At 41.3% G+C, this 17,255-nt stretch carries 14 protein-coding genes and 2 tRNA genes; 13 read left to right on the forward strand and 3 right to left on the reverse strand.

Annotated elements, in window-relative coordinates; all coding sequences use genetic code 11:
* The first annotated feature begins 97 nt into the window (after nt 1-97).
* On the forward strand, nt 98-1,564 hold the full coding sequence (locus WKK05_RS31685; protein WP_341526962.1) for an aldehyde dehydrogenase family protein: 1,467 nt from the start codon (nt 98-100) through the stop codon (nt 1,562-1,564).
* A gap of 10 nt (nt 1,565-1,574) precedes the next feature.
* On the opposite strand, the gene mazG is transcribed toward WKK05_RS31685, so the two are convergent.
* Nucleotides 1,575-2,405 carry a nucleoside triphosphate pyrophosphohydrolase gene (gene mazG / locus WKK05_RS31690; RefSeq protein ID WP_341526963.1) on the reverse strand — a complete coding sequence of 277 codons (831 nt, stop codon included), beginning with the start codon at nt 2,403-2,405 and terminating at the stop codon, nt 1,575-1,577.
* 304 nt (nt 2,406-2,709) lie between these two features.
* Between mazG and WKK05_RS31695 the strand changes: the two genes are divergently transcribed.
* Nucleotides 2,710-4,416, forward strand: coding sequence for an ATP-binding protein (locus WKK05_RS31695; RefSeq protein ID WP_341526964.1), 1,707 nt, complete (start codon nt 2,710-2,712; stop codon nt 4,414-4,416).
* Between the two features lie 137 nt (nt 4,417-4,553).
* Here the strand turns inward: WKK05_RS31695 and WKK05_RS31700 are convergent, their stop codons facing one another.
* Nucleotides 4,554-5,174 (reverse strand): metal-binding protein, encoded by a 621-nt coding sequence (locus WKK05_RS31700; RefSeq protein WP_341526965.1) that lies wholly within the window; start codon nt 5,172-5,174, stop codon nt 4,554-4,556.
* Between the two features lie 159 nt (nt 5,175-5,333).
* On the opposite strand from WKK05_RS31700, the gene WKK05_RS31705 reads away from it, so the two are divergent.
* The 8 genes from WKK05_RS31705 (at nt 5,334) to WKK05_RS31740 (ending at nt 13,673) form a co-directional block, all read left to right on the forward strand.
* A tRNA-Val gene (locus WKK05_RS31705) sits at nt 5,334-5,406 on the forward strand.
* A gap of 398 nt (nt 5,407-5,804) precedes the next feature.
* A complete protein-coding gene (leuC, locus tag WKK05_RS31710; protein ID WP_341526966.1) occupies nt 5,805-7,208 on the forward strand; it encodes a 3-isopropylmalate dehydratase large subunit in 1,404 nt (467 codons plus the stop codon).
* Nucleotides 7,209-7,301: 93 nt separating this feature from the next.
* Nucleotides 7,302-7,910 carry a 3-isopropylmalate dehydratase small subunit gene (gene leuD / locus WKK05_RS31715; RefSeq protein WP_341526967.1) on the forward strand — a complete coding sequence of 203 codons (609 nt, stop codon included), beginning with the start codon at nt 7,302-7,304 and terminating at the stop codon, nt 7,908-7,910.
* A gap of 58 nt (nt 7,911-7,968) precedes the next feature.
* Nucleotides 7,969-8,382: a GFA family protein gene (locus tag WKK05_RS31720; protein ID WP_341526968.1), complete on the forward strand. Its 414-nt coding sequence runs from the start codon at nt 7,969-7,971 to the stop codon at nt 8,380-8,382.
* Between the two features lie 48 nt (nt 8,383-8,430).
* Nucleotides 8,431-10,599, forward strand: coding sequence for a DEAD/DEAH box helicase (locus WKK05_RS31725; RefSeq protein WP_341526969.1), 2,169 nt, complete (start codon nt 8,431-8,433; stop codon nt 10,597-10,599).
* A 350-nt stretch (nt 10,600-10,949) separates the two neighbouring features.
* A complete protein-coding gene (locus WKK05_RS31730; protein ID WP_341526970.1) occupies nt 10,950-11,414 on the forward strand; it encodes a hypothetical protein in 465 nt (154 codons plus the stop codon).
* Between the two features lie 464 nt (nt 11,415-11,878).
* Nucleotides 11,879-12,709, forward strand: coding sequence for a metallophosphoesterase (locus WKK05_RS31735; RefSeq protein WP_341526971.1), 831 nt, complete (start codon nt 11,879-11,881; stop codon nt 12,707-12,709).
* A gap of 133 nt (nt 12,710-12,842) precedes the next feature.
* Nucleotides 12,843-13,673 carry a metallophosphoesterase gene (locus WKK05_RS31740; RefSeq protein ID WP_341526972.1) on the forward strand — a complete coding sequence of 277 codons (831 nt, stop codon included), beginning with the start codon at nt 12,843-12,845 and terminating at the stop codon, nt 13,671-13,673.
* Nucleotides 13,674-14,346: 673 nt separating this feature from the next.
* Here WKK05_RS31740 and WKK05_RS31745 read toward each other — a convergent pair.
* A complete protein-coding gene (locus WKK05_RS31745) occupies nt 14,347-14,946 on the reverse strand; it encodes a J domain-containing protein (protein ID WP_341526973.1) in 600 nt (199 codons plus the stop codon).
* 28 nt (nt 14,947-14,974) lie between these two features.
* Here WKK05_RS31745 and WKK05_RS31750 point away from each other — a divergent pair, with 28 nt between their 5' ends.
* The 3 genes from WKK05_RS31750 (at nt 14,975) to WKK05_RS31760 (ending at nt 16,977) form a co-directional block, all read left to right on the forward strand.
* Nucleotides 14,975-16,072 (forward strand): tocopherol cyclase family protein, encoded by a 1,098-nt coding sequence (locus WKK05_RS31750; RefSeq protein ID WP_341526974.1) that lies wholly within the window; start codon nt 14,975-14,977, stop codon nt 16,070-16,072.
* A 33-nt stretch (nt 16,073-16,105) separates the two neighbouring features.
* Nucleotides 16,106-16,179: transfer RNA gene (locus tag WKK05_RS31755), tRNA-Arg, on the forward strand.
* Nucleotides 16,180-16,446: 267 nt separating this feature from the next.
* Entirely contained in the window at nt 16,447-16,977 is a 531-nt protein-coding gene (locus WKK05_RS31760) for a YdcF family protein (protein WP_341531243.1), read from the forward strand.
* Nucleotides 16,978-17,255 lie beyond the last annotated feature (278 nt).

Consider the following 17,255-nt stretch of genomic DNA (forward strand, 5'->3'; position numbering starts at 1 on the left):
GTCAAAAAATATATAAAGAAATTCAGCTAATTGCTGTATTCACGAAAACATAATTAATAGATTTAAGCAAATTTTTTTATAGCTTAAGGAGGGCCTGATGGTTACAGCAACAGTACCAGGACAACAGGTCAAAATTGGCCCCACACGGCTGCTAATTAACAACGAGTGGGTAGATAGTGTTAGCGATCGCCGATTTGAAACGATAAACCCAGCTACAGGTGAAGTCATCTGCGAAGTGGCAGAAGCAGACGCCCCAGATGTGGATAAAGCAGTACAAGCAGCCCGTACAGCCTTCAATGGAGAATGGCGAAAGATATCCGCTACCCGTCGCGGCGAGTTGCTCTATAAGTTAGCTGATTTAATTGAACAGAATATCGATGAGTTGGCGCGGTTAGAAACTCTAGACAACGGCAAACCAGTACAAGATTCATTGGGTGATTTGGGGTTAGTCATCGCTTGCTACCGCTACTATGCAGGCTGGGCTGACAAAGTACAAGGCAAAACTATCCCGATTAATGGGCCCTACTTCTGCTACACTCGCCATGAGCCTGTGGGTGTAGTTGGTCAAATTATTCCCTGGAATTTTCCACTGCTGATGCAAGCGTGGAAGTTAGCCCCAGCTTTGGCTACTGGTAATACTGTAGTTCTCAAAACGGCAGAACAGACACCTTTATCAGCGTTGCGGGTGGGTGAGTTAATTATTGAGGCTGGTTTCCCTCCCGGTGTTGTGAATATCTTATCAGGATATGGGTCGACAGCAGGAGCCGCGATCGCTCGTCACATGGATATTGACAAAGTGGCGTTTACTGGTTCCACTGAGGTAGGGCATCTGATTATGGAAGCTGCTGCCAAAAGTAACCTCAAACGCGTCACCCTAGAACTTGGCGGGAAGAGTCCCAACATTGTATTTGCAGATGCTGATTTAGATGCAGCGATCGCAGGTTCTCATGATGCGATATTCTTCAACCAAGGTCAGTGTTGCTGTGCTGGTTCGCGGTTGTTTGTAGAAGAAAAATGCTATGACGAGTTTGTGGCTAAGAGTGTAGAAAAAGCCAAACAGCGAATTGTTGGTAATCCCTTCGACGCCAAAACAGAACAAGGGCCGCAGGTAGACAAAGACCAATTCGATAAGGTTATGGGCTACATTGAGTCCGGGATGCGAGAAGGGGCCGAGATGTTATGTGGTGGTAATCAAGTTGGTGAAAAGGGTTTCTTTATTGCACCCACAGTTTTTGCTAATGTCCGCGATGACATGAAGATTGCCCAAGAGGAAATCTTTGGCCCAGTGATGAGTATTATCAAATTCAAAGACATTGAGGAAGTAATTCAACGGGCAAACACCACAGTGTACGGACTCGCCGCCGCCGTTTGGACTCAGGATATCACCAAAGCTCATGCGATCGCTAATAATGTCCGGGCAGGTACGGTGTGGGTAAATTGTTACGATGTATTCGATGCTGCTGCGCCCTTTGGTGGTTTCAAGCAGTCTGGTATTGGTCGAGAACTAGGCGAATATGGCTTGCAGCAATACACCGAAATCAAGACTGTTACTATCAAATTGTAAATTAGAGATATTACTGCTCTTTGGCTAACTGAGCTTTTGCCTGTTGCCAGAGAGTTTCCAACTCATCCAAACTGAAATCAGAAAGGGGGCGGTCAACAACTGCCTCCATTTTTTGTAACCTTTGGACAAATCGCCCATTTGTGCCTTGCAAAGCAGTACTAGGGTCAAGATTATACCAACGGGCAAGTTGAATAACTGCAAACAGTAAATCACCAAGTTCTGCTTGTTGGCGTTCTGGTGTTTCCTCGGCTAGAGCGTGTTGAAACTCACCTAACTCCTCGTGAAATTTGTCCCACACGCCATCAATATTTTCCCACTCAAACCCAACAGCCGCAGCCTTTTGGGAAATCTTCATTGCCGCCATCAGTGGGGGAAGAGTACGTCCATAGCGACTGAGTTTAGCACTCAGTTTTTGATTATCTGAGGATGGTTCACCTTTTTCCGCAGCTTTGATTTGTTCCCAGTTTTGCCGCACTTCATCCACACTCTGTACAGAGACATCGCCAAACACATGAGGATGACGGCGAATCAACTTTTGAGAAATCCCTTCTGCTATTTCTTTGAGAGCAAATTGTCCTGATTCACTAGCGATTTGAGCTTGTAATACCACTTGTAATAGTAAATCGCCTAACTCTTCTGCGATCGCTTTTTTATCGCCACTCTGAATCGCGTCTACCACCTCATAAGCTTCTTCTATCACGTAAGGCGTGAGCGTTTCGGGAGTTTGAGCCAAATCCCAAGGACAACCACCATCAGGCGATCGCAACTTCGCTACTACCTCAATTAACTCTTGTAAAGCCGCTAAAGTATCAGTGTTGTTTTGATTTTGATTTAATTCCATAATTTAACTTACTAAAAGTCCCACATTGACATCGATAATTAAATATGCAATACCATATTTTTATCTCTTAAAATTGCATTCCTTTACAACAATCTAAAACTTTCTTGCTACTATTCATAGATTTACAGTATGAGCATTGCACAATAAACAATCTCAATTCATCTTTTTATTATGCAACACCAATAATCTTTACCGAAAAACTTAAATACTCTGTAGCTTATAAGCTCACAACTGGGAATTTTAGTATTAGAGGAATTACTTAAAACTAGATGTAATTCCCAGCACGTGAGGTTTGGAGCAAGAGATGAAAATTAGTCAAAAATTAATTCTGGGATTTCTGGGAATTGCTACTCTGACAGGAGTTCTTGGTGCGATCGCCGCCAATCAGCAATCAAAAACAGCCAAGTATCTTGCTCAACAAGAAGCGCAAGAAGTCGCTGGACTACTCGGATATTTCGCAAATCATGAGCTTGAAGACCATGAATTTAAATCGCGAGATGAGATGCTAGCCCAATTACAACGGCACGTAGAAGCACTACACAATCAGCGTCAGCGTGATCTGGAGATTGTAGACCGCAATAAGATAATTCTCGCAGATGTCGTTACCGAAGACGTTGGCACCCGATTGGAACATGACCTCAATAATGAAGTTGGCAAAACTATTCAAGATGGTATACCAAGAACCTATGTTGAAATCAGTTCTGAGTACCCAAATGGAATTCAATTGATTGCTGTTCCTTTTAAAACTAGCAAAAATGAAACTATTGGTGCAGTAATTTTGGAGTATACACCGCTCTACAAAGCAGCAATGGCAACAGCTCAAGAAAGCATTATTGCCACATTGAGCATGAGTTTGGTATCTGCTGTACTTGCATTAGCAGCGGGCTATTTAACATCTAAAAGCATCTCTGAACCGATTAAAAAACTCCAGCAAGCTGTGCTGAATCTAGCTGAAGGTAAGCTGGATACCAGAGTTAACATTCGCTCCCAAGATGAGATTGGCGAGTTAGCTACCTCTTTCAACAAAATGGCGGACGATTTGCAACAGTCTAGGGCTAAGTTGATCAATGCTAACGAACAGTTACGAGATGAGATTACTGAGCGCCAGCAGGCAGAAGCAGAAGTTCAGCAAGCTCTAAAAGACCTGCAAAAAACCCAAGCCCAATTGATTCAATCTGAAAAAATGTCTAGTCTGGGTCAACTGGTGGCAGGGGTTGCCCACGAAATCAACAACCCAGTTAACTTTATTCACGGCAATCTGCTCCATGTACAGGAATATGCTGAATGTCTAATGAATTTCGTGCAACTTTACCAAAAGCATCACCCAAATCCAGCACCGGAAATTCAAGCTGAAGCGGAGAAAATTGATCTGGTGTTTTTGCAGGAAGACTTACCTAAGATTGTCGATTCTATGGCAATGGGTACTGAACGCATTCGCCAAATTGTACTATCACTTCGCAACTTCTCACGTATAGATGAAGCTGAATATAAAGCTGTTAACATCCACGAGGGTATTGACAGCACTTTATTAATTCTGCAACATCGCCTTAAAGCTAAAGCAGAGATGCCAACGATTGAGGTGATTCGAGACTATGGAAATTTGCCTCTTGTGGAGTGCTATCCTGGACAACTTAACCAGGTGTTTATGAATCTTTTAGCAAATGGCATTGATGCTCTTGAAGAAGCTAATACCAAGCACAAGCATTCTCAGCTAAAAGATAATCCCAGGCGAATAATCATTCGCACTTCGGTAATAGATTCGGAGTGGGTGCAAATTGCGATCGCTGACAACGGCCCTGGTATCCCAGAAACGGCACGTCAACATCTGTTTAATCCTTTTTTTACAACTAAACCCATAGGCAAAGGTACAGGCATGGGACTGTCCATCAGCTACCAAATCATTACAGAAAAACATTGTGGCAAAATACAGTACTTTTCTACTCCCACAGAGGGAACTGAATTCATAATTCAGATTCCTATCCAGGGTAAAGTTAATAAAATTAATAGATAAAAAAACTGTAGTAATTATAGTAATTCCTAATCAAGCAGCAGGTTTTTTGTTTAAGAATAGTTATAAAGACGCAATTATCCAATAATTCTAGAAACTCTTGACGCAGCAGCCCCGCCAAAATGTCAACTTTTGTATTGTCATTTATCCTTTGTCGTTTTCCCCTTGCTCTTTCTGCTAACTGTAGCTCTAAGACTACCGCGAGTTGTAATTTTACGCTTCTTAGTTTTGCTACTAGGAAGTAATCCCCGAATTCCCTGCTTTTTAAAGCGCTTGTATGCCGAACCGCCCCAATCGCTGAGAGAATGACTCATCGCACCGAGTTCTAAACCCAAAAACAGGGCGATATATTCAGTATCGTATTGCACAAGCGATCGCCCGACAGTTCCACCCAAATCCTGCAAACTAAAACTCAGATTCCACAGCTTTTCGACAATTGTCAAAACGAAAATTGCCAAGATCGCAAGCAAGCAGCCGAGATAAAGTACCCGCAGGATCGTCCCAATAATCGGCCCGTGGGATAAAAAAGAACGATGTCGGAGACTTTTTTGATAAGGTAGCCAAATCCAACGTAAGAAACCCCAGCGTTGAAATTGCACAGAGTAAATATCTAAATCGGGGCCAAACATTAGCCCTCCAAATAGAAACCCGCCTGCAACTAATAAAGTCGCATTGCTACTACGAGTCTGCCAGAAAGTGATGCCCGCCACGAACGGCAGAGCATACATAGTAATGCGATCGTGCGTCCGACCAGAGGGCATTCTGAGTGCTGAGTCCTACTGCTGAGTTACCGAACTTTTGAGCGGCATCCATCGCCGCTCAGAGTTCTCACTGAGTCAGTATAAGAGAAAAAAAGATTTTCCCAAAACTACTAGCGCAACGCGAAATCTTTTGCTATATTAATTAAGGATTAGTCAAAAGGGCGGTTAGCTCAGTTGGTAGAGCGCCTGCCTTACAAGCAGGATGTCATCAGTTCGAGTCTGGTACTGCCCATAATTGTTAAAGTGTAACAGCGAGCTATTAACTCATTTATGAGTTAATAGCTCGTTAAGTTTTGTAAGACTTGAAGAAAGTAAGGCTTTCATAGCAATCTCTAAACTACTTCGTTCGCCTACGTTGCATTCGCAATGATATATCGTAAATGATTAGGTGGACATAATATGACATCCTCTTGGTCATCCTTAGAGTCAAAGCTTTTCGAGCATATTCTCAACTTAAGCCACTATTGAGAAAAAAGTAACCTCTGTATTTTGGACTATTTGCTTAAATAGACCACATAATCTGAAACAAGATACAGTTTCTCACGCTTTTACGAGTATTAACCGCACGTCAACTACTGTACTTTTTTTTGATATCATCAGAGATCCGACTCTTTAAACACCGATTGACGTATGAGCAAAGGTACCCTGTTTGACAAAGTTTGGGACTTACACACCGTTGGTACACTTCCTTCAGGGCTGACGCAACTATTTATCGGGCTGCATCTAATTCATGAAGTAACCAGTCCCCAAGCCTTTGCTATGTTACGCGAGAGAGGTCTAAAAGTCCTGTTTCCTGAGCGGACTGTAGCTACGGTAGATCATATTGTACCGACAGAAAATCAAGCACGCCCCTTTGCCGATACCCTGGCAGAGGAAATGATTCAAGCGCTTGAACAGAACTGTAAGGAAAATAACATAACTTTTTATAATATCGGTTCTGGTAGTCAGGGTATAGTTCATGTCATCGCTCCAGAATTGGGACTTACCCAGCCAGGATTGACGATCGCCTGTGGAGATAGCCACACTTCTAGTCATGGTGCATTTGGGGCGATCGCATTTGGTATCGGTACTAGCCAAGTGCGGGATGTTCTCGCTTCCCAAACCCTTGCTCTATCTAAGTTGAAAGTCCGCAAAATTGAAGTTAACGGTACTCTCAACCCCGGTGTTTTCGCCAAAGATGTGATTTTGCATATCATCCGTACGCTTGGTGTCAAAGGTGGCGTAGGTTACGCCTATGAATACGCAGGTACGACCTTTGACCAAATGAATATGGAAGAACGGATGACAGTCTGCAACATGGCGATCGAAGGCGGTGCTAGATGCGGCTACGTCAATCCCGATCAAGTTACCTACGATTATCTCAAAGGTAGAGACTTTGCCCCCAAAGATGCAGATTGGGATAAAGCTGTGGCTTGGTGGGAATCTATCAAGAGCGATGTTGATGCTGTGTACGATGATGTAGTGGTCTTTGACGCAGCTGATATTCCCCCGACTGTGACTTGGGGAATTACTCCTGGTCAAGGCATTGGGATTAATCAGTTCGTACCTAAGCCGGAAGAACTGCTCGAAGAAGACCGATTCATTGCCGAAGAAGCTTACCGCTACATGGATTTGTTGCCTGGACAACCAATCAAAGGTACTAAAATTGATGTCTGCTTTATTGGCAGCTGCACTAATGGAAGAATTAGCGACCTACGGGAAGCCGCGAAAATTGCCAAAGGTCGGAAAGTAGCTGAGGGAATTAAAGCCTTTGTTGTCCCAGGTTCCGAACGGGTGAAGCAAGAAGCGGAAGCTGAGGGACTGGACAAAATCTTTCAGGAAGCTGGATTTGAGTGGCGCGAACCAGGATGTTCCATGTGTTTGGCGATGAACCCAGACAAGTTACAGGGAAGACAAATCAGTGCTTCCTCTTCCAACCGCAACTTTAAAGGAAGACAGGGTTCATCCTCTGGTCGCACATTGCTGATGAGTCCGGCGATGGTTGCTACCGCTGCGATTAAAGGTGAAGTTTCGGACGTGCGCGAGTTGCTGTAATGGGCATTGGGGAGCCAGTTCCGTGCGGGGGTTCCCCCTGTTGAGGAAACTGGCGTCATGGGGCAATAATTGAAGTGATAGGTAAGCAAATTTATGGTGAGTGAAGTTAAAACAGTTTCTGGACGCGCTATACCATTGGTAGGAAATGATATAGATACCGATCGCATTATTCCCGCCCGTTATTTGAAAGCCATAACCTTTGATGGGTTAGGCGAAGGCGCGTTTATTGATGACCGCAAAGCACTAAATGGTCAACATCCCTTTGATCAACCACAATACCAAGGGGCAAACATTTTAATAGTCAATAGAAATTTTGGTTGTGGTTCATCGCGGGAACACGCACCGCAGGCGATCGCAAAATGGGGAATTCAAGCCCTAATAGGCGAAAGCTTTGCAGAAATCTTTTTTGGTAACTGTGTGGCAATGGGAATACCTTGTCTGACAGCTGATGCAGCCACAATCAAACAACTGCAAGAATTAGTAGCTGCGAATCCTCAAGCCGCTGTCACCGTAAATCTAGAAACCTTGCAAGTACAAATCGCCGATTATACCGCCCCAGTTGTAATTGGTGAAGGTACTAGAAGCACTTTCATTGCTGGCACTTGGGATGCTTGCGGTCAATTAGTAGCTAATGCTGACCAAGTTCGGGCAACGGCTGCGAAACTACCATATATAAGTTGGGGTCAGTTAGCTGCAAGTTAAAAGGGTGTTTTATTTGAGTATTAGTTAAAGATAAAAAGAGTCGAAAAAGAAAAACAAAATGACGACTTATACAGGTGGATGTGCTTGCAGAGCAATTCGTTATGAAATTGCAACAGAACCGCTACAGATGGGTCATTGTCAGTGCAGCGACTGCCAAGAGGCAACTGGAAGTGGACACGCATCAATCCTGATTTTCCCTAAAAGCGCAGTCACATTAACCGGTAGCCCAACTCACTACACTTCTCAACCAGATAGTGGTAAAACAAAGACGCGTGCTTTTTGCCCAATCTGCGGTTCGCCACTATACACGCTCCTCGACTCGCTACCTGATGTGTTTGTAGTCAAGGCAGGAAGTCTTGACGACACAAGCGCTTTTCAGCCTCAAATGGTCATTTACACAGACAGCGGATGTGTTTGGGATTATATCGATCCTACTCTACCCAGATATTCAAAGATGCCGACTGCTGGATAAATAAAGCGATCGCCTAACTTACTGCGTTTTAATTACCGATGACAAAAGATGAGCGATGCCTTCAAACGACTCGCACCTTTTATTCAAGAATATATTTATCATCATCAATGGACTGAATTACGACCAGTCCAAATTGCAGCTTGTCAAGTAATATTTGACACTGATGCTCATTTGCTAGTTGCTGCTGCAACTGCTGCGGGTAAAACCGAAGCGGCATTTTTGCCAGTTTTAACTCTGTTACATGAAAACCCTGCTGCGACAATCGGTGCATTATATATTAGCCCCATCAAAGCTTTAATTAATGACCAATTTGAGCGTCTCAACGACTTACTAAAAGAAGCAGATATTCCCGTCTGGCATTGGCATGGTGATGTTTCTCAAAATCGAAAAGATAAGCTTTTGAAGAATCCTCAAGGCATTTTACAAATTACACCAGAATCTTTAGAAAGTTTGTTAATTAACAAAAATCATGAGCTACTTCGTTTATTCGCTGATTTAAGATTTGTCATCATTGATGAAATTCATGCATTTATGGGTTCAGAACGCGGTTGTCAAATTATTTGCCAATTACAACGTTTAGCAAAATTAACCCAAAAACAACCCCGCCGTATTGGTTTATCAGCGACTCTTGGGGATTACTCAATGGCTGAAGAGTGGTTGCGATCGGGAACTGAGAAACAAGTAATTACTCCAACAGTTGACGGGATAAAACGCCAAATAAAACTAGCTGTAGAACACTTTTATATTACTGATGAAGTTGATGAATCAGAGGTTGAAGACTATGAAAAATATATTTTCAACCTCAGTAAGTCTCGCAAATGCCTGATCTTTGCTAATAATCGCACGCGAACCGAATCTATAATTGCATCTTTACGACAAATTGCCACAGAAGAAGGGTTACCGGATATATATCATGTGCATCATGGAAGCATATCTGCTAGCCTGCGACAAGCTGCTGAAAATGCAATGCGTGAGCCTAATAATCCAGCTGTTACTGCCGCGACTCTGACTCTAGAATTAGGTATAGATATTGGTCATTTAGAGCGAGTGATTCAGTTAGAATCACCCCTATCTGTAGCAAGCTTTTTACAGCGATTAGGACGCAGCGGTAGAAGAGGTGAAGCCGCTGATATGCGCTTTATCTGTACTGAAGAGAAGCCATTATCAGAAGCTTCTCTACCTGAGCAAATACCTTGGCAGCTTTTACAGTGTATTGCTATTATCCAACTTTATTTAGAAGAGAAATGGATTGAACCAATAAAGCCGATTAAATATCCTTTGAGCTTGCTTTATCATCAGACAATGAGTATTTTAGCAGCGATTGGTGAACTTTCGCCGAATGTCTTAGCTAAAGAAATTTTTAGTCTGCCACCATTTGCTGCTATTTCTCAAGAAGATTTCAAAATATTATTACGCTATTTAATTGACATTGACCATATCCAGTTAACTGAACAACGCAAATTAATTTTAGGTTTGGCAGGAGAAAAGGTAGCCAGAAAATTTCAGTTTTATGCCGTTTTTGCTGAGCAGCAAGAATATATTGTTAAGCAAAATGCAACAGCAATTGGTAGTATAGTTACGCCACTTCCTGTTGGCAATCAATTTGCTTTAGCCGGTAGAACATGGGAAGTTACAGAAATTGACTTTCAAAAAAAGACGATTTCTGTGAAACAAGCTGAGGGTAAAGCTAGTATTTATTGGCGAGGGAGTGGTGGGAGCATTCATACAAGAGTTTTGCAACGAATGCGGCAGGTTTTGTTTGAAGATGTAGAGTATAGCTATTTACAAAAAAATGCTCTACAAAGGCTACAGACAGTTCGTCAAATTGCGCGAAATGCTGAATTAAATAAGCAAAATATTCTTCAATTAGAAAAAGGGAAATGCTGTATTTTCCCCTGGATAGGTACGGTTGCTTATCGCACTTTAGAAAGGTTGCTTAATTCTTACTGTCGAGAATCTTTGGAAATCAGAAGTATTGGTGGAGTTAATCCGTACTATTTGATAATCAAATTAGATAATAATAAATTTAAAAATATTTACGCGGAAATTGCTTCATTATGTAAGCAAAGAATTGCAGCCGAAGATTTAATTAGTTCTTCCGAAGCATCAGAAATTAATAAGTATGATAAATTTATTCCCCATCAACTTTTAAGAAAAGCTTTTGCTCAAGATTACTTAGATTTGGTAGAACTTCAACAGCAAGTAGGAAATTGGTAATAATTAAAGTGCTGAAGTCTCTAAACTATTTTCAGATTTTAAGTTTAAGTTAAATAGTAATTTAGCATAGATTAAATATAGCGATCGCTCCAAAATTAGCAGATAGCCAAATTGCTTAACAAGCTATAGTAAAACGCTTTAAACTTTAATACTGCCTAAGATAAAAATAAAAACACAACTAATGGCAGATGTAAATTCTAGATTTATTTTAAAAATAAAAAATAAGCTTATTAAAAGCTGATTAAAAAGTAAATATTTTTTGTGGAAAAATAATAAAAAAGAAAGTTGAGATAAACTATCAATTACAGGTTTAAAAAGCATAACTTGTATACGCTTTTGAGGTAAAATCTATGCTTCACCATATTTCTATTCCAGCTAATAATCCCCGCCACGTAGCTGAAGTGTTAGCTAAAATCTTAGGCGGACGCACTGCTCCGTTTCCATCTCATCCTGGAAGCTATGTAGCAGTTGCTCTTGATGAACAAGGCACTTTAATTGAAGTTTATCCATTGGGTACTGAATTAGTTCCTGGTAATAGTGGTGACCAAGTTCAATTCAGTAAAAATCCCGTTTATAGCCAATTCAATGCAGTCCATGCTGCCTTGAGCGTGCCTGTTAACCAAGAACAAATTGAGCAAATTGCTGCTAGTGAAGGATGGCGCGTATTACGTTGTAACCGGGGGCAGTTTGAGGTGATAGAATTTTGGATTGAGAACCATTTAATGTTGGAATTGCTGACTCTAGAAATTGCACCTCAGTATCTCAAATTTTTTCACCCACAGAACTTACAGCAGTTTTTTACTACTGCTGCTTAAGCCATTTAATTTGTTTAGAATAAACCTGATACAAAGAAGTCTAAAGTCAATAGTAATTATAAAAAATATTTTACTTTTTGACTTTTGACTTCCATAACTTATAGATAAAATTGGCTATAAAAAAGTTGTTGCGATCGCCTTAAGTTTTAGCACTGATTCAGATTACGCTATTTATCATGTGGGAGTGATCGCTTTTCAAAGTTTCTCTTCATTAAAAATATCGTCACATAAAAGAAAAACTTAAAAATTCCACAACAGTCTCAAATTTTGCTGCTTATCGCACTTGTAATTATAGAAAAATCACGAAAGCGATCGCACACTCAACGTCAGAATTAACTAAGTATAAATACGCGGCAATCCCTAGGTTTCATGAAATTTCTAAGAATTTGCTTTCATCGCTACGCGCAAAGGGATGATTTTTAGTTAAGCTATAAGCGCTAATATTGAAGGCTATCTAACGCTTTATGCACTGGTTATTATCTGGGCCGTTAAGTATAGAGAAATTGACGGTTAAGATTGCGGGGTTGCCTGCATCACTACAAGGTAAGAAGCTGGTGCAGATGTCAGATTTCCACTACGACGGTTTGCGGTTGTCAGAAGAAATGTTAGAAAAAGCGATCGCAGTTAGTAATCAAGTAAAACCAGATTTAGTTCTCTTGACTGGTGACTACGTGACAACTAGCACAGCACCAATTCATCAACTGGTATTACGGCTCAAACATCTACACAGTCGCGCTGGCATTTATGCTATTCTTGGCAACCACGATATACGTTACAAAGACTCAAAAGCCGAAGTTACCGCAGCCCTAACTGGCATTGGAGTTCAAGTTCTTTGGAATGATATAGCTTATCCATTGGGAAAAGAATTACCACTGGTAGGATTAGCAGATAATTACTCACAGGAATTCAATCCTGCATCAGTAATGAATCAGTTAAACCAGACAAAACCTTGTATTGTTTTATCCCACAATCCAGATACTGCGGAGATATTGCAATCATGGCGAGTCGATTTGCAATTATCTGGTCATACTCACGGTGGACAAATCATCATTCCCGGAATTGGCCCAGCCGTAGTTTATTACAGGAAGCTAGTACGAAAAATACCTGTAAAAATACGCCGTCGTGTACCATTTTTGCGAAGAAATTATTCTGTAGTACGCCATTGGGAGTGGGCGCAGGGTTTACATCAGCTAGGCAAAAATCAGCTATATGTCAATCGTGGTTTAGGAACCTATCTCCCAGGACGGTTATTTTGCCGTCCAGAAGTTACTGTAATCACTCTACAAACTGAGTAATGTGACGTTAGAATTTCAACCAATTTAGTAATGTAATTGAGATTTTATGAAAGAAAATATTGCAAATAATCATCAAGATCCATTTTAATTTTTGGTAAGCTGTAAGCGCTAGTATGAGGAGTGTCAGTTACCTATGCACTGGTTGTTTACGGGACATTTAAGAGTAGATAAAATAACGGTTAAGATTGCAGAACTCCCCGCATCTTTACAAGGTAAAAAGTTAGTACAGTTATCAGATTTTCATTACGACGGTTTGCGATTGTCGGAAGAAATGTTAGAACAAGCGATCGCACTGACTAACGAAGCTGAACCGGACTTAATCTTATTAACTGGTGACTACGTAACTGATGACCCCACGCCTATTAATCAACTCGTACTACGACTCAAACATCTGCAAAGTAGCAATGGTATCTATGCCGTACTTGGTAACCATGATATACATTACAGCCACTCGAAGGCAGAAATTACAGCCGCGCTGACTAGCATTGGCGTTCATGTGCTTTGGAATGAAATTGCCTATCCACTGGGAAAAGAATTGCCGTTGGTAGGATTAGCTGATTATTGGTCACGAGAATTCCAACCAGCACCAGTTATGAATCAACTAGATCCAAATACACCCCGTATTGTTTTATCCCACAATCCAGATACAGCCAAGATATTGCAACAGTGGCGTGTAGATTTGCAATTATCTGGTCATACTCACGGAGGCCACATCGTCATTCCAGGACTTGGGCCTCTGGTAATTCATTATAAAAAACTAATCAAACAAATTCCTAAAAAACTACGACGCTGGCTGCTACTTTCACTAGGAGATTGTTCCTCAAAAGTAGTGCAATATTGGGAGTGGGCGCAGGGATTTCATCAGGTGGGAAAAAATCAATTATATGTAAATCGTGGGTTAGGAACATATCGCCCAGGGCGCTTATTTTGTCCACCAGAAGTTACTGTAATTACGTTAATTTGAAAGTGGGGTATGGGGCATTGGGGGATAAAGAAAAATAATTGATGACAAGTGGCTTTTGATCATCTCATGACAGAAACCGCCTAAAGCTACGATGGATAGATATCAGCAGCTTAGGGCGGTTTCTTAACGATGCAATATTCAAGAAGATTGGAGAAGAAGTAACTAACTCAGCTAAGGTGGACAGTGTTCGCAATCGGTCTACTCAGAATTGCACATCCTTATATTCCAACTAGGCAGGCATTTTCTGGCTGTGCGTTCTAAAACCTCCAAAACAACTCGGTGAACTTAGGGCGAAAACACATTTAATGGATGCCACAACCTAAGAGCGATCGCGAGAACTTAGAGCAGGAGGCACAGGCTCTAACTTCAAAGTTTTAACTTAACTTTTAACCTGTTTGTACCTTGTTCTTAATCTAGCACTCTGTTTGTTCAGCTAGGCTACCTCTTCACCAAACTTGAACAGCATTAATTTATCGCAATAATTCAGTAATTTTTCTTAAAATTTTTACTAACAGCGCCAAATCTTGATTGTCATGTCTCGACTGCCACTGACAAGGGTTTTGCCATCGGGACTGAAATCAGCAACCAATACAACTTACTTGGTATTACCAGTCACTAGTAATATATAACTTTAATAATTCGTAGTTACGTTAAAATCCTCGCATCTGATAATTTAACGGCGATTTAGCCGCAGCAACCTTTTAATTTTTTGACACAACCTCTGTGCCAAAGGTTTAGACTTTGAGGCACGTCTGGGTGGTGATGATGTACGTGCAGCACCTGGATTTTTTAACTCTAGTTCTAACTGTGCAGCTTTGTTTAAATCAGAGGTTGCCCTATGCTCATATCCCAGTTGAGAGCAAACTAACCCACGATATTTATATGCCTCAATATAGTTAGGATTGAGACGAATTGCATGAGTAAAATCTGCGATCGCTTCCTCATATCTACCTTGAGTAGCATTATCCATTCCAGAGTTATAAAAAGTTTCCCAATTCCAGCGATTGACAGATATTTTTGGGGAATTTGTGCGCGAAGATGAATTTTCAGGAGTTGGAATCTCGGATATTCGTTCAGACTTGAGCTTATTGTAAGCTGCGTTGATTTTTTTAATTTCTTCTTCTGCTTCCTGTTTTTGCTTTTGGTTAGAAAAGCGATCGGGATGCCAAATTTTCACTAGCTTACGGTAAGCTTGCTTCACCTGTGCTTGCGATGCACCAGGTTCCAACCCCAGAATTTCATAAGCATGATTGATATCAAGACCATCGCGCATACAAAAAAATCGGCAACTATGTAAATCTATGTTAACTATTCCCTTAAATCTTCTTCAGTTAACCCAAACACCCCATTCTGGTTACCACTGGGATGGTAGTAGCCGCCGCTTTTTTGAAGGTTGGTATTATCGCGTCACTTTGCCTGAAATTGGGCAAACATTTGCTTTCATGTACTCTATAGAAGACCCCATCGGTGGTAAACCTCACAGTGGTGGTGCAGCTCAAATCCTCGGCCCCGATGATGAGTATTTATGGCGGACTTTTCCTGATGTCAACAAATTTTGGGGTAGTAAGGATACTCTAGCTTTGGGACATTGGGGTAAGACAGACTTACAAGTTGCACCCCTATATCTTTTACCAGCAGAATTTGAGCATCATATCCAAGAAGGCTATCAAGCTACAGCCACCTTAAATCAAGGAGTAATTCGCGATCGCGCTACTGGTAATTATTGCCGTTGGCAGTACGAAATTCAACCAGTATACTTTTGGGGCGATAAAAATAGTATTCAGCAATCAACCGCCGGCTGGCTATCATTTTTACAGATTTTTGAACCTGGATGGCAAATTTTGCTAGCTCACGGCTCAGCTAGTGGTTGGATTGACTGGAATGGCAAAATCTACGAATTTACCAACGCACCAGCCTACGGCGAGAAAAATTGGGGCGGTGCTTTTCCGCAAAAATGGTTTTGGATAAATTGTAATTCCTTCGAGGGCGAACCCGACTTGGCATTAACCGCAGGTGGTGGACGACGTGGGGTGCTGTGGTGGATGGAATCTGTAGCAATGATTGGCTTGCATTATCAAGGTAAGTTTTATGAATTCGTTCCCTGGAACTCACAAGTAGAATGGGAAATTCAGCCCTGGGGTAGATGGCAAATGTTAGCTCGTAACTTACAGTACGAAGTCGAGTTGACAGGAACCACGCATCTACCTGGGACATCTCTACGTGCGCCGACAGCAGAGGGTTTAAAATTCTGTTGCCGAGACACAATGCAAGGAAAGCTAAATTTAGAATTGCGAGAACTCAGTGGGGGAAAATCTAAAACAATCCTGAAAGCACAAAGTTTTCTTTGTGGATTAGAAACAGGCGGCGGTTCTTGGGATAATTCTTGGCAGTCTCGCTAAAACTACTGCTATCATTGTATATGCTTCGTAGTTGGGGCTGTAGCTCAGCTGGATAGAGCGAGCGCCTCCTAAGCGCTAGGCCGTGCGTTCGAACCGCACCAGTCCCGTCGTCTCCAGACAATTAAATATATAGAATAGCTCCAACCCTTTGATGAATTCTCTCATACAGGTTAGGATAATCCATCAGTTAGAGCAGAGTTTAAAGCACGGTTAAGCGCGTTTAAACAAAATAGTCACCAAAATTAGTCTTTTGGTAGGCTTGTTGGGGTTTTGCAATAATTATTTTTCTTTTGGTTAAAGAAAAATATTGACTTAGTGAACTAACTTATCGAGCCTTGAATAAGCTATTCTTTACAGGTAAATCTATTGGGTTTATGGCTTTCGCCCTACCGCTATTCATGTGGCTGGGATACAAAGAAGTCCAAAGCCAATACACCCAGCCGCAAGCAGTCTTAGTATTAGGTGGTTCAACGAAACGTTTAGAGCGAGAAAAGTTTACAGCAGAATTTGCCCGTAAGTACCCAAATATACCAATTTGGATTACTGGAGGTAGCCCACCTAAATTTACCCAACGAGTGTTTGCTAAGGCAGGCATTGATTCTAAACGTTTACACTTGGATTATGAAGCGGTTGATACAGTTACTAATTTTACTACGTTGGTGGACGAGTTACAAGCTCGTGGAATCAAGAGCGTTTATTTGATTACTTCAGATTTTCATATGCGTCGGGCTTGTGTCATCGGCGAGATTATCTTAGGTAGTCGGGGTATTGAGTTAAAACCAGTGCCAGTTCCTTCAGAAACATCATCTGAGCCAATTACAAAATCTATCCGTGATGGAGCTAGAGCTATACTTTGGGTTACAACTGGATACACTGGTATCAATGAGCCAACAAATAAACAGTAAATCCTCATTTTAATTGGTTGTCTTGACTTGATTTGACCCCCGTAAATGAGGATAACTAACGCGAATAATGATCGCATTAACTAAGTAATAACTGACACATTAAACTAGAATTTTCCAAAAAATAGCCGAATATCAACCTTCAGTAAAGACAACATCAAAAGTAATTAACAGTTTTTCTTGATTTTCTTCTCAGATTAGTACTCTATTTCCTTTCTAGTTCCGAAAAAAGTACCCCAATTCCTTCCACAATTTGATACCCTAGCTTAAACAGATTTGAG

The sequence above is a fragment of the Nostoc sp. UHCC 0302 genome (genome assembly GCF_038096175.1).
Classification (GTDB): domain Bacteria; phylum Cyanobacteriota; class Cyanobacteriia; order Cyanobacteriales; family Nostocaceae; genus UHCC-0302.

What these genes read in the sequence shown, in the direction of transcription:
- WKK05_RS31685 (WP_341526962.1), top strand. Translation starts at nt 98, where the DNA reads ATGGTTACAGCAACAGTACCAGGACAACAGGTCAAAATTGGCCCCACA.
- mazG (WP_341526963.1), bottom strand. Translation starts at nt 2,405, where the DNA reads ATGGAATTAAATCAAAATCAAAACAACACTGATACTTTAGCGGCTTTA.
- WKK05_RS31695 (WP_341526964.1), top strand. Translation starts at nt 2,710, where the DNA reads ATGAAAATTAGTCAAAAATTAATTCTGGGATTTCTGGGAATTGCTACT.
- WKK05_RS31700 (WP_341526965.1), bottom strand. Translation starts at nt 5,174, where the DNA reads ATGCCCTCTGGTCGGACGCACGATCGCATTACTATGTATGCTCTGCCG.
- leuC (WP_341526966.1), top strand. Translation starts at nt 5,805, where the DNA reads ATGAGCAAAGGTACCCTGTTTGACAAAGTTTGGGACTTACACACCGTT.
- leuD (WP_341526967.1), top strand. Translation starts at nt 7,302, where the DNA reads ATGGTGAGTGAAGTTAAAACAGTTTCTGGACGCGCTATACCATTGGTA.
- WKK05_RS31720 (WP_341526968.1), top strand. Translation starts at nt 7,969, where the DNA reads ATGACGACTTATACAGGTGGATGTGCTTGCAGAGCAATTCGTTATGAA.
- WKK05_RS31725 (WP_341526969.1), top strand. Translation starts at nt 8,431, where the DNA reads ATGAGCGATGCCTTCAAACGACTCGCACCTTTTATTCAAGAATATATT.
- WKK05_RS31730 (WP_341526970.1), top strand. Translation starts at nt 10,950, where the DNA reads ATGCTTCACCATATTTCTATTCCAGCTAATAATCCCCGCCACGTAGCT.
- WKK05_RS31735 (WP_341526971.1), top strand. Translation starts at nt 11,879, where the DNA reads ATGCACTGGTTATTATCTGGGCCGTTAAGTATAGAGAAATTGACGGTT.
- WKK05_RS31740 (WP_341526972.1), top strand. Translation starts at nt 12,843, where the DNA reads ATGCACTGGTTGTTTACGGGACATTTAAGAGTAGATAAAATAACGGTT.
- WKK05_RS31745 (WP_341526973.1), bottom strand. Translation starts at nt 14,946, where the DNA reads ATGCGCGATGGTCTTGATATCAATCATGCTTATGAAATTCTGGGGTTG.
- WKK05_RS31750 (WP_341526974.1), top strand. Translation starts at nt 14,975, where the DNA reads ATGTTAACTATTCCCTTAAATCTTCTTCAGTTAACCCAAACACCCCAT.
- WKK05_RS31760 (WP_341531243.1), top strand. Translation starts at nt 16,447, where the DNA reads ATGGCTTTCGCCCTACCGCTATTCATGTGGCTGGGATACAAAGAAGTC.